The sequence below is a fragment of the Sphingopyxis sp. SCN 67-31 genome (assembly GCF_001725095.1).
The window spans coordinates 85,689-101,579 of the sequence record NZ_MEFH01000049.1; the positions used below are offsets into that span (position 1 = coordinate 85,689).

Annotated in this window: 16 protein-coding genes; 10 read left to right on the forward strand and 6 right to left on the reverse strand. The window is 67.7% G+C overall.

The window, feature by feature from the left end:
• Positions 1-2: 2 nt before the first annotated feature.
• The 8 genes from ABS88_RS05750 to ABS88_RS05785 all read left to right on the forward strand — a co-directional run bounded on the left by ABS88_RS05750 (position 3) and on the right by ABS88_RS05785 (position 8,535).
• Positions 3-1,085, forward strand: coding sequence for a YihY/virulence factor BrkB family protein (locus tag ABS88_RS05750; RefSeq protein ID WP_076074434.1), 1,083 nt, complete (start codon positions 3-5; stop codon positions 1,083-1,085).
• A complete protein-coding gene (locus tag ABS88_RS05755) occupies positions 1,082-1,909 on the forward strand; it encodes an SDR family oxidoreductase (RefSeq protein WP_076074437.1) in 828 nt (275 codons plus the stop codon). The genes ABS88_RS05750 and ABS88_RS05755 overlap by 4 nt, the downstream gene beginning before the upstream one ends.
• A complete protein-coding gene (locus tag ABS88_RS05760) occupies positions 1,902-2,429 on the forward strand; it encodes a GNAT family N-acetyltransferase (RefSeq protein ID WP_104959430.1) in 528 nt (175 codons plus the stop codon). Before ABS88_RS05755 ends, ABS88_RS05760 begins: the two co-directional genes overlap by 8 nt.
• Positions 2,430-2,497: 68 nt before the next feature.
• Positions 2,498-2,860, forward strand: coding sequence for a VOC family protein (locus ABS88_RS05765; protein ID WP_234002584.1), 363 nt, complete (start codon positions 2,498-2,500; stop codon positions 2,858-2,860).
• Positions 2,857-3,933, forward strand: coding sequence for a chorismate synthase (gene aroC / locus ABS88_RS05770; protein ID WP_076074443.1), 1,077 nt, complete (start codon positions 2,857-2,859; stop codon positions 3,931-3,933). The genes ABS88_RS05765 and aroC overlap by 4 nt, the downstream gene beginning before the upstream one ends.
• Before the next feature lie 7 nt (positions 3,934-3,940).
• Positions 3,941-5,710: an SLC13 family permease gene (locus ABS88_RS05775; RefSeq protein ID WP_076074445.1), complete on the forward strand. Its 1,770-nt coding sequence runs from the start codon at positions 3,941-3,943 to the stop codon at positions 5,708-5,710.
• A 99-nt stretch (positions 5,711-5,809) separates the two neighbouring features.
• Positions 5,810-7,156, forward strand: a complete 1,347-nt coding sequence (locus ABS88_RS05780) for a dicarboxylate/amino acid:cation symporter (RefSeq protein ID WP_067181885.1) — start codon at positions 5,810-5,812, stop codon at positions 7,154-7,156.
• Between the two features lie 53 nt (positions 7,157-7,209).
• On the forward strand, positions 7,210-8,535 hold the full coding sequence (locus ABS88_RS05785) for a dicarboxylate/amino acid:cation symporter (protein ID WP_212597522.1): 1,326 nt from the start codon (positions 7,210-7,212) through the stop codon (positions 8,533-8,535).
• A gap of 50 nt (positions 8,536-8,585) precedes the next feature.
• On the opposite strand, the gene ABS88_RS05790 is transcribed toward ABS88_RS05785, so the two are convergent.
• Positions 8,586-9,443: a chromosomal replication initiator protein DnaA gene (locus ABS88_RS05790; protein WP_199775061.1), complete on the reverse strand. Its 858-nt coding sequence runs from the start codon at positions 9,441-9,443 to the stop codon at positions 8,586-8,588.
• 239 nt (positions 9,444-9,682) lie between these two features.
• On the opposite strand from ABS88_RS05790, the gene ABS88_RS05795 reads away from it, so the two are divergent.
• Complete coding sequence (locus ABS88_RS05795) at positions 9,683-11,074, forward strand: cytochrome P450 (RefSeq protein WP_083675024.1); 1,392 nt, start codon at positions 9,683-9,685, stop codon at positions 11,072-11,074.
• A gap of 37 nt (positions 11,075-11,111) precedes the next feature.
• Positions 11,112-11,828, forward strand: a complete 717-nt coding sequence (locus ABS88_RS05800) for an extensin-like domain-containing protein (protein ID WP_234002585.1) — start codon at positions 11,112-11,114, stop codon at positions 11,826-11,828.
• A gap of 224 nt (positions 11,829-12,052) precedes the next feature.
• Here ABS88_RS05800 and ABS88_RS05805 read toward each other — a convergent pair whose 3' ends face one another.
• The 5 genes from ABS88_RS05805 to sufC form a co-directional block, all read right to left on the reverse strand.
• Positions 12,053-12,415, reverse strand: coding sequence for a HesB/IscA family protein (locus ABS88_RS05805; RefSeq protein WP_076074451.1), 363 nt, complete (start codon positions 12,413-12,415; stop codon positions 12,053-12,055).
• Positions 12,416-12,516: 101 nt separating this feature from the next.
• Positions 12,517-12,999 carry an SUF system Fe-S cluster assembly protein gene (locus ABS88_RS05810; protein ID WP_067110457.1) on the reverse strand — a complete coding sequence of 161 codons (483 nt, stop codon included), beginning with the start codon at positions 12,997-12,999 and terminating at the stop codon, positions 12,517-12,519.
• Positions 12,996-14,198 (reverse strand): aminotransferase class V-fold PLP-dependent enzyme, encoded by a 1,203-nt coding sequence (locus ABS88_RS05815; protein WP_083675027.1) that lies wholly within the window; start codon positions 14,196-14,198, stop codon positions 12,996-12,998. Before ABS88_RS05815 ends, ABS88_RS05810 begins: the two co-directional genes overlap by 4 nt.
• 38 nt (positions 14,199-14,236) lie before the next feature.
• Complete coding sequence (locus ABS88_RS05820; protein WP_104959431.1) at positions 14,237-14,968, reverse strand: SufD family Fe-S cluster assembly protein; 732 nt, start codon at positions 14,966-14,968, stop codon at positions 14,237-14,239.
• A 121-nt stretch (positions 14,969-15,089) separates the two neighbouring features.
• A complete protein-coding gene (sufC, locus tag ABS88_RS05825) occupies positions 15,090-15,851 on the reverse strand; it encodes a Fe-S cluster assembly ATPase SufC (RefSeq protein WP_104960305.1) in 762 nt (253 codons plus the stop codon).
• Positions 15,852-15,891: the final 40 nt, after the last annotated feature.

Below are 15,891 nucleotides of genomic sequence, written 5' to 3' on the forward strand. Positions count from 1 at the left end.
GCGTGGCTGATCGCAGCCAGAGGAAATCGTCCGCCGCGCTCGAGCGCGAAATCGCCGACGAGGTCGAGCGGGAGTTCCGCGCCGAAGGGCATTCGCCGCACTCGCCCGAAGCGCGCGCCGAACGCGCCAAGCGCCTGCATCTGCGCGCGCGGGCGCAGGGGGTCATCGAACGCGGGCGCGAGACGCTGGGGCCCGGAACGCGCGCCTTCGCGATCGTCCGCCGCGTGCTGGTGGGCACCTATACCGACGGCTTCATCCACGCGGGGAACCTTGCCTATCTCGCGCTGATCGCGCTCTTTCCCTTCTTCATCCTGCTCGCCGCCGCGCTGAGCCTGTTCGGCGGCAGCGCGGGCGGCGAGGAAGCGATCGCCGCGGTCTTTTCGCTGATGCCGCCGACGGTCGCCAAGGCGCTGGCCGGGCCGATCCGCGAGGTGATGGGCGCGCGCACCGGCCTGTTCCTGTGGCTCGGCGCGATCGTCGCGCTGTGGACGGTGGGCAGCCTGGTCGAAACGATCCGCGACATTTTGCGCCGCGCCTACGGCACCCATTTCTCCAAGGGCTTCTTCCATTACCGGCTGCTGTCGATCGGCATCATCACTGGCGCGGTGGTGCTGATGCTGCTGTCGTTCAGCATGCAGGTGCTGATCGTCGGGATCGAACAGTTCGTCACGCGCGTGCTGCCCGAACAATATCAGGCGTGGGGCGTCGTGCTGATTTCGCGCGGGGTGTCGGGGGCGGGGCTGTTCCTGGCCATCTACATGCTCTTCTATTCGCTGACGCCGTCGAAATACCGCAAGCTCAAATGCCCGAAATGGCCGGGCGCGCTGTTCACGACCTCGTGGTGGATCGCGGTGACGCTGGCGCTGCCGCCGCTGCTCGCCAGCCTGCTCAGCTATGACGCGACCTATGGCAGCCTCGCGGGGGTGATGGTCGCGCTTTTCTTTTTCTACCTCGTCGGATTGGGTATGGTGATGGGTGCCGAGCTCAATGCCGCGCTGGTCGAGGTTGAGGATCTGGGTCACGACGCTATTGGGCGCGTGGACGACATCATAATCGAAGACGACAAGACCGGAGAAACGGAATGACGGGTCTGATGAAGGGCAAGCGCGGGTTGATCATGGGCCTCGCGAACGACAAGTCGCTCGCATGGGGGATCGCGAAAGCGCTGCACGGCGCGGGCGCCGAACTCGCGATCAGCTATCAGGGCGAGGTGATGCTCAAGCGGGTGAAGCCGCTGGCGGACGAACTGGGCTGCGACCTGCTGATCGACTGCGACGTGTCCGACATGGCGAATCTCGACCAGGCTTTCGCGACGCTCGCGGCGCGCTGGCCGACGATCGATTTCGTCGTCCACGCGATCGGCTATACCAACAAGGAGGCGCTGCGCGGTAACTATGCCGACATCGGGCTCGAGGATTTCCTGATGACGATGAACATCAGCGTCTACAGCTTCACCGCGGTCGCCAGGCGTGCCGCGGCGATGATGCCGCCGAAGGATCCCGAGACGGGCGAGGGCGGGGGCGCGATGCTGACCTTGTCCTATTACGGCGCCGAAAAGGTGATCCCGCATTACAACGTCATGGGCGTCGCCAAGTCGGCGCTGGAAACCAGCGTCAAATATCTCGCCAACGACTATGGCCCGCAGGGGGTGCGCGTGAACGCCATCTCGGCGGGGCCGATCAAGACGCTGGCGGCGAGCGGCATCGGCGATTTCCGCCTGATCCTGAAATGGAACGAATATAACGCCCCGCTGCGGCGCAACGTCACCATCGACGATGTCGGCGGCTCGGCACTCTATCTGCTGAGCGATCTCGCGAGCGGCGTCACCGGCGAGACGCACCATGTCGATGCGGGCTATCACACCATCGGCATGAAGCAGGAAGACGCGCCGGACATCGCGCTTGCCTGATGCGCCGGTGATCCGGCCCGCGCGCGCGGAGGATCCGGGCGCGATCGACGCCATCATCCGCGCCGCCTTCGCCGGGTCGGAGCATGGCCATCAGGGCGAGGCGGAACTGGTGCGGATGCTGGAGGCGGACGGCGACGCGCTGGTCTCGCTCGTCGCGGAAGCGGGCGGTGCGGTCGCGGGGCATGTGCTGTTCAGCCGCATGGACGTCGAGGCCGATGGCGCGGCGCTGTCCGCCGCCGGCCTCGCGCCCGTGTCGGTGGCGCCGGCGCTGCAGGGACGGGGCATCGGCGCCGCGCTGATCCGCGCCGGGCTCGACGCGCTGCGCGCGCAGGGTGTGGCAATCAGCTTCGTGCTCGGGAACGAGGCCTATTACCCGCGCTTCGGCTATTCGCCCGATCTCGCCGCGCGCTTCGCTTCGCCCTTCGCGGGGCCGCATTTCATGGCGATGATGCTCGGGGATAGAGCATGGCCCGAGCGTGGCCGGGCCAAATATGCGCCCGCATTTTCCCGCCTCGGCTGAACGCGGAGCGCGCCACGGCGCTTGAATTGCGGCGCGAATCCCGCCATCGCGCGAACATGGATTTCGCATTGGCCATCGATCATGTGCAGGTCGCCATGCCTGTCAGCGGCGAGGCGCGGGCCCGGGCCTTCTTCGGTGCTCTGCTCGGGCTGGCCGAATTGCCCAAGCCCCCCGACATGGCGGCGCGCGGAGGCTGCTGGTTCGCGCTCGGCGACCGTCAGCTTCATCTGGGCGTGGAAGCGGATTTCCGGGCGGCGAAAAAGGCGCATGTCGCGCTCGCGACCGACGCGCTCGATGCGCTGCGCGCGCGCCTCGATGCGGCGGGCTTCGTGACCCACGACGATAGCGTCATCGACGGTCGCTATCGCTTCTTCACCGAGGACCCTTTCGGTAACCGAATCGAATTCATGGACAGGACCGCGCGCGCATGAGTTTCAACAGCTTCGGACGCGTGCTGCGCTTCACCACCTGGGGGGAAAGCCATGGACCGGCGCTCGGCGCGGTCGTCGATGGCTGCCCGTCGCGGCTTGCGCTGTCGGAGGGGGATATCCAGCCGTTCCTCGACAAGCGCCGTCCCGGCCAGTCGCGCCACACGACGCAGCGGCAGGAACCCGACCAGGTGCGCATCCTGTCGGGCACGTTCGAGGGCAGGACGACCGGCACGCCGATCAGCCTGATGATCGAGAACGTCGACCAGCGCTCGAAGGATTATGGCGAGATCGCGCAGGCCTACCGTCCCGGCCACGCCGATTATGCCTATGACGCCAAATACGGCATCCGCGACTATCGCGGCGGCGGCCGGTCGAGCGCGCGCGAGACGGCGGCGCGCGTCGCCGCGGGCGCGGTGGCGCGGCTGGTGATCCCCGAGGTGCAGATTCACGCCTGGGTGGCGGAGATCGGCGGCGATGCGATCGATCCCGCCAACTTCGACCTCGACGAAATCGACCGTAATCCCTTTTTCTGTCCCGATCCCGCCGCGGCGCAGCGCTGGGAAGCGCTGATGGACGGCGCGCGCAAGGCGGGCAGTTCGCTGGGCGCGGTGATCGAATGCGCGGCGAGCGGAGTGCCCGCGGGCTGGGGCGCCCCGATCTATGCCAAGCTCGACGCCGACCTCGCCGCCGCGATGATGGGGATCAACGCGGTAAAAGGGGTCGAGATTGGCGCGGGATTCCACGCGGCGCGCCTGCGCGGCGAAGAGAATGCCGACGCGATGCGCCCAGCCAGTGACGGCAGCAACCGTCCCGATTTCCTGTCGAATCATGCGGGCGGCATCGCCGGCGGCATCTCGACCGGGCAGCCGGTGGTCCTGCGCGTCGCCTTCAAGCCGACCAGTTCGATCCTCACGCCCGTCCCGACGATCAACCGCGCTGGCGAGGCGGCCGACATCATTACTAAGGGACGCCACGACCCTTGCGTCGGCATCCGCGGCGCGCCGGTCGTCGAGGCGATGATGGCGCTCGTCCTTGCCGACCACAAGCTGCTCCACCGGGCGCAGTGCGGATAGGGGGCGGGTGGAGCTTCTCGCCGACTTCATCGCCGCGCACCGCGCCGTCATCGGCCTGGTCCTGCTGGCGGGCATCTTCATCGCCTTCCTGTGGGAACGCTTTCCGCCCTCGGTCGTCGCGGTCGGGGGCGCGGGGGTCATGCTCGCGCTCGGACTGCTCGATGAAAAGGCCGCCTACGGCGTCTTCTCCAACAGCGCGCCGCTGACCGTCGGGGCGATGTTCGTCCTCTCCGGCGCGCTGATCCGCACCGGGGTGATCGACCGCGTCGGCAATTATGTCGTCGACCTTGCCAGGCGGAGTCCGCGGCTCGCGGTGGTCGCGGTGTTCGGCGGCGGGCTGGTCGTGTCGGGCTTCATCAACAGCACGCCCTTCGTCGTCGTGATGATGCCCGTCTGCTTCCGGCTGGCCGAGGCGATGGGCGTGTCGCCGAAGCGGCTGCTGATGCCGCTGTCGATCGTCGCGGTGCTTGGCGGCTGCCTGACGCTGGTCGGCACCTCGACCAATCTCGTCGTCGCGGGCATCGCCGAGCAGGCGGGGCTCGAGCCCTTCGGCCTGTTCAGCATCACCCCCTATGGCCTTGCGATCGCCGGTGCGGGCATCCTCGGCCTGCTGGTCATGGCGCGTTTCCTGCCGTCGGATTCGCCGCGCATCACCGAAAAGGCCGACGGGTCCGAACAGCTTTATCTGACCGAGTTGACGCTGCGTGAGGACGATCCGGCGATCGGCAGCGCGCTGGGCGAGGCGAATCTGGATTTCGCGCCGATCGGCGTGATCAGCGGTGGACGCTTCATCACGGGTCCCGACGCGCGCGCGCATGTACTGGCGGCGGGCAACCGGATCGTCGCGCGGATCGACGGCGCCAGCCTGATGACGCTGCGCGGCGGCGGCCGCTTCGGCATCGGCATCGGCGACAAGCTCGACAAGGAGGCGATGGTCGCCGAGGTGACGGTATCGCCCAGTCACCGCGAGATCGACCGTCGGCTGGGCGAAATCCCCTTCCTTCAGGGACAGCCCGTCCGCATCCTCGGCGTCTCGCGCTTTCGCCACAATCCCGGGCCGACGCTGTCCGAAAACCGCATCCGCGCCGCCGACCGGCTGCTGGTCGAGGCCGACGAGGCCGACATCGCAAGGCTGCGCGCCAATCCCGGCCTGATCGGCGTGGCGATGACTTCGATCACTGCCTTCCGACGTCGCAAGGCATGGATCGCGATCCTCGTCATGGCCGGCGCGGTGCTGCTGTCGGCGCTGGGGGCGATGTCGATCGGCATCGCAGCCTTCATCGGGGTCGGCATCGTGTTGCTGACGCGCTGCATCGACGCGTCGGAGGCGTGGGCGAGCATCGACGGCGACGTGCTGATCCTGATTTTCGCGATGCTCGCCGTCGGCGCCGCGCTCGAGGCGGCGGGATCGGTCGCGCTGGTCGTCGGCGCGCTCGAGCCGCTGCTGACCCACGCGCCGCCATGGGCGGTGATCGCGATCGTCTATTTCTCCGCGATGCTGCTTTCCGAACTGCTCAGCAACAATGCGGTGGCGGCGCTGATGGGGCCGCTGGTCATCGGCATCGCCGACGTGTCGGGGGTGGCGCCCTATCCGCTGCTGATCGCGCTGATGATGGGGGCGTCGGCCTGCTTCGCGACCCCGGTAGGTTATCAGACCAATACCCTGGTCTATGCGGCGGGCGACTATCGCTTCGTCGATTTCGTTCGCGTTGGCGTTCCGCTCAATATCCTGACCGGGATCGCGGGCTGCACGGCGCTGGCTTTCTGGTCGCCCTGACGGCCGTTCGCCGCATCGGTGATTGCCCGCGGTCCGCCGGGCTGTTACCCGAACCACGAAAACAGACCCGGACGATCCGGGAAAAGGGGAACATCTTTCATGGCTAAACGCCTCACGCTCTACATCCTGATCGGCATGATCCTCGGCATCGTCGCCGGGGCGATCTCCTATGCGCAGGTCGGCGCCGACAAGGAGGCGGCGACGCAGGTCGCCGGCTATTTCAAGCTGCTCGCCGACGTCTTCCTGCAGCTCATCAAGATGATCATCGCGCCGCTGGTGCTGGCGACGATCGTCGCCGGCATCGCCAACATGGGCGACAGCGCGGCGCTCGGCCGCATCGGCGGGCGCGCCCTGCTGTGGTTCATCACCGCCAGCCTCGTCTCGCTGTCACTGGGGCTGCTGCTCGTCAACCTGCTCCAGCCCGGCGTCCGGCTCGACCTGACGCCGATGGCCGACATCGGCGAGGTCAAGACCGACGCGCTCAACCTGCGCGATTTCGTGATGCACATCTTCCCCAAGTCGATCTTCGACGCGATGGCGCAGAACGATATCCTCCAGATCCTCGTCTTCTCGCTCTTCGCCGGGGTCGGCCTGTCGGCGCTCGGCGAGCGCGGTGCGCCGCTGGTGCGCGCCGCCGACGCGCTCGGCGAGCTGATGCTCCAGATCACCAACTATGTGATGCTGTTCGCCCCCTTTGCAGTGTTCGGCGCGCTCGCCGGCGTCATCACGGTCAACGGGCTGGGTATCCTGCTCGATTTCCTGCGGCTGATCGTCGAATTCTATTTCGGGCTGCTGCTGCTGTGGGTGGTGCTGCTCGCGCTCGGTGCGATCTTCCTGGGCAAGCGCATTCTGATGCTGGTGCGCTATATCATCGAGCCGCTGCTGCTCGCCTTCTCGACCGCCTCGTCGGAGGCGGCGCTGCCCAAGCTGTTCGAGCAGCTCGACCGCTTCGGCGTCCCGCGCCGCATCTCGGGCTTCGTGCTGCCGCTCGGCTACAGCTTCAACCTCGACGGGTCGATGATGTACATGAGCTTCGCGACGCTGTTCATCGCGCAGGCCTATGGCATCGACCTGTCGATCGGGACGCAGATATTGATCCTGCTGACGCTGATGATCACGTCGAAGGGAATCGCCGGCGTGCCGCGCGCCAGCCTGGTCGTGATCACCGCGACGCTGGCGCAGTTCGGCCTGCCGGTCGAGGGCGTCGCGCTGATCCTGGGCATCGACCAGTTCCTCGACATGGGCCGGTCGGCGACCAACGTCGTCGGCAACGCGGTCGCCACGTCGGTCATCACGCGGTGGGAAGGGATGCTGGAAACGGCCGATCCCGCGGACATGGATTACCCCCACGCGCCGAGCCGGACCGCGCACCGCGGCGCGCGTGGGCTTGAGCTGCAGGAGGATATGGTGGAGGATAGCGGCCCGCCCGCGGCCGGCCGCACCTGACGCCCAGCATTCCGGCCGCTCCCCCCGACACGGGCGCGCAAGGGAGCCGAACCATGGCCGACACGACGGCGAGCGCGAGCGCGCGCAGCGAGGAGGTGCGCGCCCGCCGCCTGCAATGGCGCATGCTGATCGGCTTCGCCGCGGGACTGATCGCCGGTCTGGCGGTGCATTATGGCGCCGCCGACGCCGGCTGGGTCGATGCGCTCACCGCTTACGTCACGGGGCCGATCGGGCAGATTTTCCTGCGCCTGCTGTTCATGCTCGTCATCCCGCTGCTGGTATCGGCGCTGATCGTCGGGGTGGCCGAGATGGGCGAGATGCGCGCGCTGAAGTCGGTCGGCGTGCGCACGCTGGTCTACACGGTATGCGTCTCGGCCGTGGCGGTGGCGATCAGCCTGCTGCTCGTCAACCTGCTCCAGCCCGGCGCGGGGGTCGACCCCGCGCTGGCCCGGACGCTGATCGCGCAGGGCGCCGACGGGGCGAAGGCGATCACCAGCCAGGCGGGCGAGGCGAAGACGGGTATGGATGCGCTCGTCGCGATCATCCCCAGCAATTTCGTCGGCGCGATGAGCCAGAACGACGTGCTGGCGGTGATGTTCTTCGCGCTGTTCTTCGGCATCGGCCTGATGATCGTGCAAACCCCGCAGACCGCGACGCTCAAGAGCGCGATCGAAGGGGTGTTCGAGGTCGCGATGACGCTGATCGGCATCGTCATCCAGCTCGCGCCGGTCGCGATCTTCTGTTTCATGTTCAATCTGGCCGCCGAGTTCGGCTGGGACCTGATGGTTCGCCTGTCGGCCTATGTCGGCGTCGTGCTGCTCGCGCTCGGCCTCCAGATGTTCGTGGTCTTTCCCATCGTGCTGCGGCTGCTCGCGCGCAAGTCCCCGCTCGCCTTCTTCCGCGAGACGCAGGAGGCCTTCGTGATGGCCTTCGCCACCTCTTCGTCGAACGCGACGCTGCCGACCGCGCTGCGCGTCGCGCACGATGGGCTGCGCCTGCCCGACCGGGTGGCGCGCTTCGTCCTCACGCTCGGCGCCACCGCCAACCAGAACGGCACCGCGATGTTCGAGGGCGTGACGGTGATTTTCCTCGCGCAGTTCTTCGGCGTCGACCTGACGATGCAACAGCAGGTGATGGTGATGCTCGTCTGCATCCTTGGCGGGATCGGCACGGCGGGAGTGCCCGCGGGATCGCTGCCCGTGATCGCGCTGATCCTCGCCTCGATCGGCGTGCCGCCGGAAGGGATCGGGCTGGTGCTGGGGGTCGACCGCTTCCTCGACATGTGCCGCACGACACTGAACGTCGTCGGCGACCTCGTCGCCGCGACGGTGGTGTCGGCGGGCGTCGGCGATGCGGAGGGCGCGGAGCCGGCCGCCTGACGCGGGCGTTCAGGCCCCTCTCCCGAAGGAGAGGGGCGAGAGCGGAGATTCTACTGTTCGCGAACCGGCCCGGTGGGCTCGATCCGGCTGCCGCGCACCGGACCACTCGGCCGTGCGGGCGGGGTGGCGCGGGGTGGCGGGGCCGGCCGCGAGGCGCGCGGGGGCGGCGCACCCGCTTCGGGCGCCGGGCGCGGGGGGCGGACTGCCCCGTTGCCGCCGGGGCGGTTGCCCGCCGCCGGAGGCGTGCCACGGCCCGGGCGCGTGCCTTGCGATCGATCGCCGTCGCGACCCTGCCAGCCACCGGGTCGGGTGCCCTGAGGTCGGTCGCCATCGCGACCCTGCCAACCGCCGGGACGGCGCGGGGGCTGGGCGGTGCCATTGTCGGGACGGGTGGGGTTATGGCCGGCCGCCGGGGGCGTCCCGCGGCCGGGCCGGGTGCCTTGCGGCCGGTCGCCGTCATGGCCTTGCCAGCCGCCGGGGCGTCCCGGGCGGACGGGCGGGTTGCCGGGGCGGGTACTGCCCTGCCACTGACCGCCGCCGCGATCGCCGCGGTGCTTCCACCACGCGCGCCGACCGCCCCAATAGTTCAGATATTGGCCGCGTAGCGGATAGCGGTTGCGGTAATTGTCGTACATCCACATCCCGTAGCCGGGATAATAATAATCGTCGTACCAGCCGCCACCGAAGCCGATCTGGACGAAGCCGCCGCCGTAATCGGCCGGATCGTAGCAGCCATAGCCGTAACCGTCGTCATAGCTGTAGGGGTCGTAGTCGTAATAGGCGTCGGGGCAGGCCCCGGCGGAGGCATAGCTGCTGCCATAGACGTCGCCGTAATAGCAGCCGCCGAGCGCGGTCGTCGCGACCACGCCAAGCGCGAGGGAGAGGGGGCGACGGATCGTCTTGCGCATGATCTTGTCCTTTCCGGACCAGCGAGGCGGTCCGTTTTCCGTCGGACAAACTGCCCGAGTCGAGTTGAATTCGCGGTGAATGGAGAATGGATGCGCGACACGACGCCGGCTCTCGCTTCCTGCTTGCGCGAGGGGGGAGGCCGACGGGTCCCATTGTCGCGTCCGGCACTTGCTTGCATCGGTGTCAATAGGGCGATAGCGTCGGCGCGATCGGGTGAATCAGCAAGGATGATGCGACAATGAATGTCCCCGCGAATAGCATGTGGTCCGAACGCCGCTTCGGTCCCGACACCGCGCACTGGTTGCCGCGCGGCCCCGAAAGCGCGCTCGATCATATCCCGGGCGACGACGGGATTCCCCTGCTCGGCACGACGCTGGCGCAGCTTCGCGATCCCGTCGGCTTCACCAACCGCATGGTCGACCGCCACGGCAAGGTCTATCGCACCCGCAGCTTCGGCGGGCGCGGGGTATCGCTCGTCGGGCCGGAAGCGAACGAGCTGGTGCTGTTCGACCGCGACAAGCTGTTCTCGTCCGAACAGGGTTGGGGGCCGGTGCTCAACCTGCTGTTCCCGCGCGGGCTGATGCTGATGGATTTCGACAAGCATCGCGCCGACCGCCGTACGCTGTCGGTCGCCTTCAAGCCCGAGCCGATGCGCCTCTATGCCGATGCGCTCAACGAAGGGATCAGGGACCGTGTCGCGCGCTGGAGCGGGACGCGCTTCGCCTTCTATCCCGCGATCAAGCAGCTGACGCTCGACCTTGCGGCGACCAGCTTTCTGGGCATCCCCTGGGGTCCGGAGGCGGAACGGATCAACAAGGCGTTCGTCGACATGGTGCAGGCGTCGATCGGCGTTGTCCGCGTGCCCCTGCCGTTCACCGCGATGGGGCGCGGGGTCGCCGGGCGGAAATTCCTGGTCGAATATTTCACGAAGATGGTCCCCGAACGCCGCGCCTCGACCGGCGACGACATCTTCACCCAGATTTGCCAGGCGAAGGACGAGGGGGGCGAATATCTGTCGGTCGAGGCGATCGTCGACCATATGAATTTCCTGATGATGGCGGCGCACGACACGATCACCAGTTCGGTGACGTCGCTCGTCTGGCTGCTCGGCCGGCATCCCGAATGGCAAGACCGGCTGTGCGAGGAGATGCTGCGCGTCGCGCCCGCGGGCGAGGGTGTCGGGCACAACAGCCTGGGCGAACTCGAACTCACCGAATGGGCGTTCAAGGAGGCGCTGCGGATGATCCCGCCGGTTCCGGTGATCCCGCGCCGCGCGCTGCGCGATTTCGAATTCGGCGGCTATCGCATTCCCGCCGGCACCAACGTCGGCGTCAGCCCCAGCTATACGCACATGATGGACGAATATTGGCCCGATCCCGAACGGTTCGACCCGATGCGCTTTGCCCCCGACGCGGCGAAGGGGCGGCACAAATATGCATGGGTGCCCTTCGGCGGCGGCGCGCACATGTGCCTGGGGCTGCATTTCGCGCACATGCAGGCGAAGATCTTCTTTCACCACGTCCTGACGACGCATCGCATCGAGATCGCGGACGGCTATGCGCCCGATTGGCAGATGTGGCCGATCCCGCGGCCGAAGGACGGGCTGACGGTGACGCTGACGCCGCTCTGACCTTGCCGGGCGGGGCGCGATCCGCCACGTGGGGGCGGTGAAGAGTTTCCGGCCCTATCTGCTGTGGTTCGTCGCTGCCCTGCTGGTGACCGTCGCCGCGATCCGCGCGATGACATGGGTGCGCGATCATCCCGAACATTGGCCGGGCGCGCGGTTCGAGCTTGCGCATCCGCAGGGCTGGGCGACGCATCGCAAGCTGATCGGCCTCGTCGGCGACGATGCCGGCTGCTTCGCGGCGTTCGAGCGGGCGGGGGCGGGGTATCAGCGGCGGCCTGTCGTCGGCGAGGGCGCCTGCCGTGCCAGCCAGCGCATGGTGCTCACCGGCGACCGCCTCGTTCCCTCGCTCCGTCCCGCCAACGCCGCCCCCGGCTGCGCGGTGACCGCGGCAATGGCGCTGTGGACCCGCGACGTCGTGCAGCCGCTCGCACAGCGATATTTCGGCCAGAAGGTCGTCGAACTGGAGAATCTGGGCAGCTACAACTGCCGCACCATCGCCGGGCGCGCGGCGCAGAGCGAGCATTCGACCGCCAATGCGATCGACATTTCGGCCTTCGTCCTTGCCGACGGAACGCGCATCGCGTTGATCAACGACTGGGACGACGGCGACCGGCGGAGCGAGTTCCTGCACGCGGTGCGCGACGGCTCGTGCGGCCTGTTCAGCACCGTGCTGTCGCCCGACCACGACGCGGCGCACGCCAACCATTTCCACCTCGACATGGCGGCGCGCACCGCGGGCTGGTCGGTCTGCCGTTGAGGGGTGGGCGCGGATGCTCTCGATCCGACCTTTCTTCCCGTTCGACACGAACGGGTTGGGTGTTCCGATCCGGGGGCGCTTGTTCCTTAAAGCGTGATGATATTGGATTGACCCGCTTCGTCATTGCGAGCGGAGCGAAGCAATCCAGAGCGGTTTACGCACACTCTGGATTGCCGCGCGGCTTCGCCGCTCGCAATGACGAGTCCATTCGATATCGTCACGCCTTAAACGGTGAAGCTCTCGCCGCAGCCGCAGCTTCCCTTGGCGTTGGGGTTCTGGAAGACGAAGCCTGCGGCGAAATCATCCTCGACCCAGTCCATGACGCTGCCAATCAGGTAGAGCACCGAGGCGCCGTCGATGTAGAAGGTGCCGCCGGGCGTCTCGATCTTTTCGTCGAACCGGTCCTCTTCGGTCACATAGTCGACCGAGTAGGCGAGCCCCGAGCAGCCGCGGCGCGGCGTCGACAGCTTGACGCCGATCGCGCCCGCGGGGGCGTTTTCCATCAGCGCCGCGACGCGCGCCTCGGCACCGGGGGTCAGCGTTACCGCGGCGGGGCGGATTCTGGTTTTCGTGTCCGTCATCGTCATCTCCCCCCTCCCGCCTGGGGAGGGGCCGGGGGTGGTTCATTCTATATAGGGATGATTCGGCCCGCGGCCCACCCCCAACCTCCTCGCGCTTGCGAGAGGGGTCATAGCATCCCCAGTTCCAGCCGCGCTTCGTCGCTCATCGCCTCGGGCGACCAGGGCGGGTCCCAGACGAGGTTGACCTCGGCATCGCCGACGCCGGGCACGGCGCCGACGCGCAGTTCGACCTCGCCCGGCATCGATTCGGCGACCGGGCAATGCGGGGTCGTCAGCGTCATGGTGATCGCCACATGCCCCTCGTCGATCTCGACATTGTAGATCAGCCCGAGGTCGTAGATGTTCACCGGGATTTCCGGGTCGTAGATATCCTTGAGCGCGGCGACGACGGCTTCGTACAGGTCACCGCCGACTGCGTTCGGGTCGGCCGCGGCCGGTTTGGCGGACAGGAAGCCATCCAGATAGTCGCGCTTGCGTTCGAGCTTCGCGCCCATCGTTTCCGGCGCCGCCTCGGCATCGGCGACGCGCGCCCTGGGCGGCGCGTCGACGCTTTCGACTTCCTCGATACGGATCGTGCGTTCGTCGGTCATCCGAAAATCCTTTCGACGCGGGCGAGGCCGTCGATCAGCGCCGCCACATCGTCGTCGTTGCTGTAAAGCCCGAAACTCGCGCGGGCGGTCGCGGCCACGCCCAGATGCTCCATCAGCGGCTGGGCGCAATGATGCCCGGCGCGGATCGCGACCGAGCTTTCGTCGAGGATCGTGCCGATGTCGTGCGGATGGACGCCCGCCATCGCGAAGCTGACGATCCCGGCGCTGGTGTCGGGACCGAACAGCGTGACGCTGTTCCGCCGTGCGAGCTGTTCGCGCAGCGACCCGACCAGCACACATTCGTGCGCGTGGATCGCGTCGAGGCCGATCGCATCGACATAATCGATCGCCGCCGCGAGCCCCAGCGCCTCGACGATCGCCGGCGTTCCCGCCTCGAAGCGGGTTGGGGCGGGGGCGTAGCTCGTCTTCTCGAACGTCACGCGGTCGATCATCGACCCGCCGCCCTGCCACGGCGGCAGCGTGTCGAGCCTGTCGCTCCACAGGACGCCGATGCCGGTCGGGCCATAGAGCTTGTGACCCGAGAAGACATAATAGTCGCAGCCTGATGCCGCGACGTCGACCGGCAGCCGCGGCACCGCCTGGCAGCCGTCGACCAGCAACTCGGCGCCGACGCGGTGCGCAAGCTCCGCTGCGCGCGCGACGTCGAGCGGGCTGCCGAGCACGTTCGACACATGCGCGAAGGCGACCATGGTATGATCGGGCGTCAACATGCGTTCGGCCGCGTCGAGGTCGATCCGGCCGTCAGCGGTCAGCGGGCAGACGTCGATCTGCCAGCCCGCGAGCTGCCACGGCACGATATTGCTGTGATGCTCGAGCAGCGACAGCAGCACGCGGCCCTTCTTCGGATGGGCATAGGCGACGAGGTTGATCGCCTCGGTCGCACCGCGCACGAAGGCGATCTGGTCCTCGGTCGCGCCGATGAACGCCGCAATCCGCCGCCGTGCCGCCTCATAGGCGAGCGTCATGTCGGCCGAGCGCGCATAGACACCGCGGTGGACGGTCGCATAATCGCGCCCCATCGCCAGCGTGCAGGCGTCGATCACCGCCTGCGGCTTCTGCGCGGTGGCGGCGCTGTCGAGATAATGCCAGCCGGGGGTAAGGCCGGGAAACTGATCCCGAATGCCGTTCGTGTCGAGCGAAGTCGAGACACCGGGCGTGCGTCCGCTGCCGAGAGGCATCTCGACTTCGCTCGATGCGAACGGAGAAGAGAGGTTGGTCACACCAATTCTCCCAGCTTCGCCAGCGCCAGCTCCTGCAGCCGCGTCTCGTCCTCGGCGCCGTCGAACACGCCGGCGACGAAGGCCTGGAGCAATATCTTCTTCGCGCCGGCGGGCGGAAGCCCGCGCGACTGGAGGTAGAAGAGCGCCTGCGCGTCGAGCTCGCCGATCGCGCAGCCGTGCGCGCATTGCACGTCGTCGGCGAAGATTTCGAGCTCGGGCTTGGCGTTGGCGGTGGCGCTGCGGTCGAGCAGCATCGCCTTCACGTCCTGTTCGCTGTCGGTCTGCTGCGCGCCGCGTGCGACCGCGACCTTGCCGAGATAGGTGCCCGTCGCGGTGCCGCCGAGCACCGACCGCACCATCTGCCGCGAGCGCGCGCCGGGTTCGGCATGGGTGACGGTGGTGACGATCTCCAGCGTCTGCTCGCTCCCGCCGATCTGCGCCGCGCCGAGCGTGAAGTCGGCGCCCTCGTGCAGCGTGACGTTCAGTTCGATGCGGCCATAGGCGCCGCCGATGTTGAGGACGTGCAGCGACGCGGCCGAGCCCTTGCCGAGCACCAGCTCGATCTGCCGGATCGCGCCGGTATCCTGCACGATGGCGCGTGCGAAGTTGCCACCCGCGGGCACGATGATGCTCTCGGGCGCGGGCAGGGGCCATGCCGCGGCGACCGCTTCGATGTCGGCATAGCGCCACGCTTCGTCGCGACGGGTGGGGAGGATGGCGGTCGTCACGCCTCTACCTCCCGCATTTCGTCACCCCGGACTTGATCCGGGGTCCCGCTTCCCACGTCGGAAAAGCGGGATGCCGGATCAAGTCCGGCATGACAATGGAAGGAAGGGTACGCGTATAGGGTCACGCCACCACCTCGGCATAGCCATGTTCTTCCAGCTCGCGCGCCAGTTCCGGCCCGCCCGACTTGACGATGCGCCCGGCCGCGAGGACGTGGACGAAATCGGGCTGCACATAGTCGAGCAGACGCTGGTAATGGGTGATCAGCAGGACCGCCTTGTCGGGTTTGCGCATGATCGCGTTGATCCCCTCGCCGACGACGCGCAGCGCGTCGATGTCGAGGCCGCTGTCGGTCTCGTCGAGGATCGCGAGCGTCGGGTCGAGGATGCCCATCTGCACCATCTCGTTGCGCTTCTTCTCGCCGCCCGAAAAACCGACGTTCACCGGGCGCTTGAGCATGTCCATGTCGAGCCCCAGCAGCCCCGCCTTCTCGCGCGCGATCTTCAGGAACTCGCCGCCCGAAAGCGGCTCCTGCCCGCGCGCCTTGCGCTGGGCGTTCAGGCTTTCGCGCAGGAACTGGACGTTCGACACGCCGGGGATTTCGACCGGATACTGGAAGCCGAGGAACAGGCCGGCGGCGGCGCGCTCGTGCGGGTCGAGGGCGAGCAGGTCGATCGCCCCCGCCTGAGGCGAAGGCGTGAAGGTCGCCGATCCCTCGGTGACCTCATACCCCGGCCGACCGCCGAGCACATAAGACAGCGTCGACTTGCCCGCGCCGTTCGGCCCCATGATCGCATGAATCTCGCCCGCGTTGATGGTGAGCGACAGCCCCTTCAGGATCGGCTTGTCTGCGACAGTGGCGTGGAGGTTTTCAATTTTGAGCATATTCATCTTTCAAGCCTCTCCCCTCCAGGAGAGAGGTTGG

What these genes read in the sequence shown, in the direction of transcription:
- aroC (WP_076074443.1), top strand. Translation starts at nt 2,857, where the DNA reads ATGAGTTTCAACAGCTTCGGACGCGTGCTGCGCTTCACCACCTGGGGG.
- ABS88_RS05815 (WP_083675027.1), bottom strand. Translation starts at nt 14,198, where the DNA reads ATGCCTCTCGGCAGCGGACGCACGCCCGGTGTCTCGACTTCGCTCGAC.
- ABS88_RS05755 (WP_076074437.1), top strand. Translation starts at nt 1,082, where the DNA reads ATGACGGGTCTGATGAAGGGCAAGCGCGGGTTGATCATGGGCCTCGCG.
- ABS88_RS05785 (WP_212597522.1), top strand. Translation starts at nt 7,210, where the DNA reads ATGGCCGACACGACGGCGAGCGCGAGCGCGCGCAGCGAGGAGGTGCGC.
- ABS88_RS05805 (WP_076074451.1), bottom strand. Translation starts at nt 12,415, where the DNA reads ATGACGATGACGGACACGAAAACCAGAATCCGCCCCGCCGCGGTAACG.
- ABS88_RS05795 (WP_083675024.1), top strand. Translation starts at nt 9,683, where the DNA reads ATGAATGTCCCCGCGAATAGCATGTGGTCCGAACGCCGCTTCGGTCCC.
- ABS88_RS05790 (WP_199775061.1), bottom strand. Translation starts at nt 9,443, where the DNA reads ATGCGCAAGACGATCCGTCGCCCCCTCTCCCTCGCGCTTGGCGTGGTC.
- sufC (WP_104960305.1), bottom strand. Translation starts at nt 15,851, where the DNA reads ATGCTCAAAATTGAAAACCTCCACGCCACTGTCGCAGACAAGCCGATC.
- ABS88_RS05810 (WP_067110457.1), bottom strand. Translation starts at nt 12,999, where the DNA reads ATGACCGACGAACGCACGATCCGTATCGAGGAAGTCGAAAGCGTCGAC.
- ABS88_RS05780 (WP_067181885.1), top strand. Translation starts at nt 5,810, where the DNA reads ATGGCTAAACGCCTCACGCTCTACATCCTGATCGGCATGATCCTCGGC.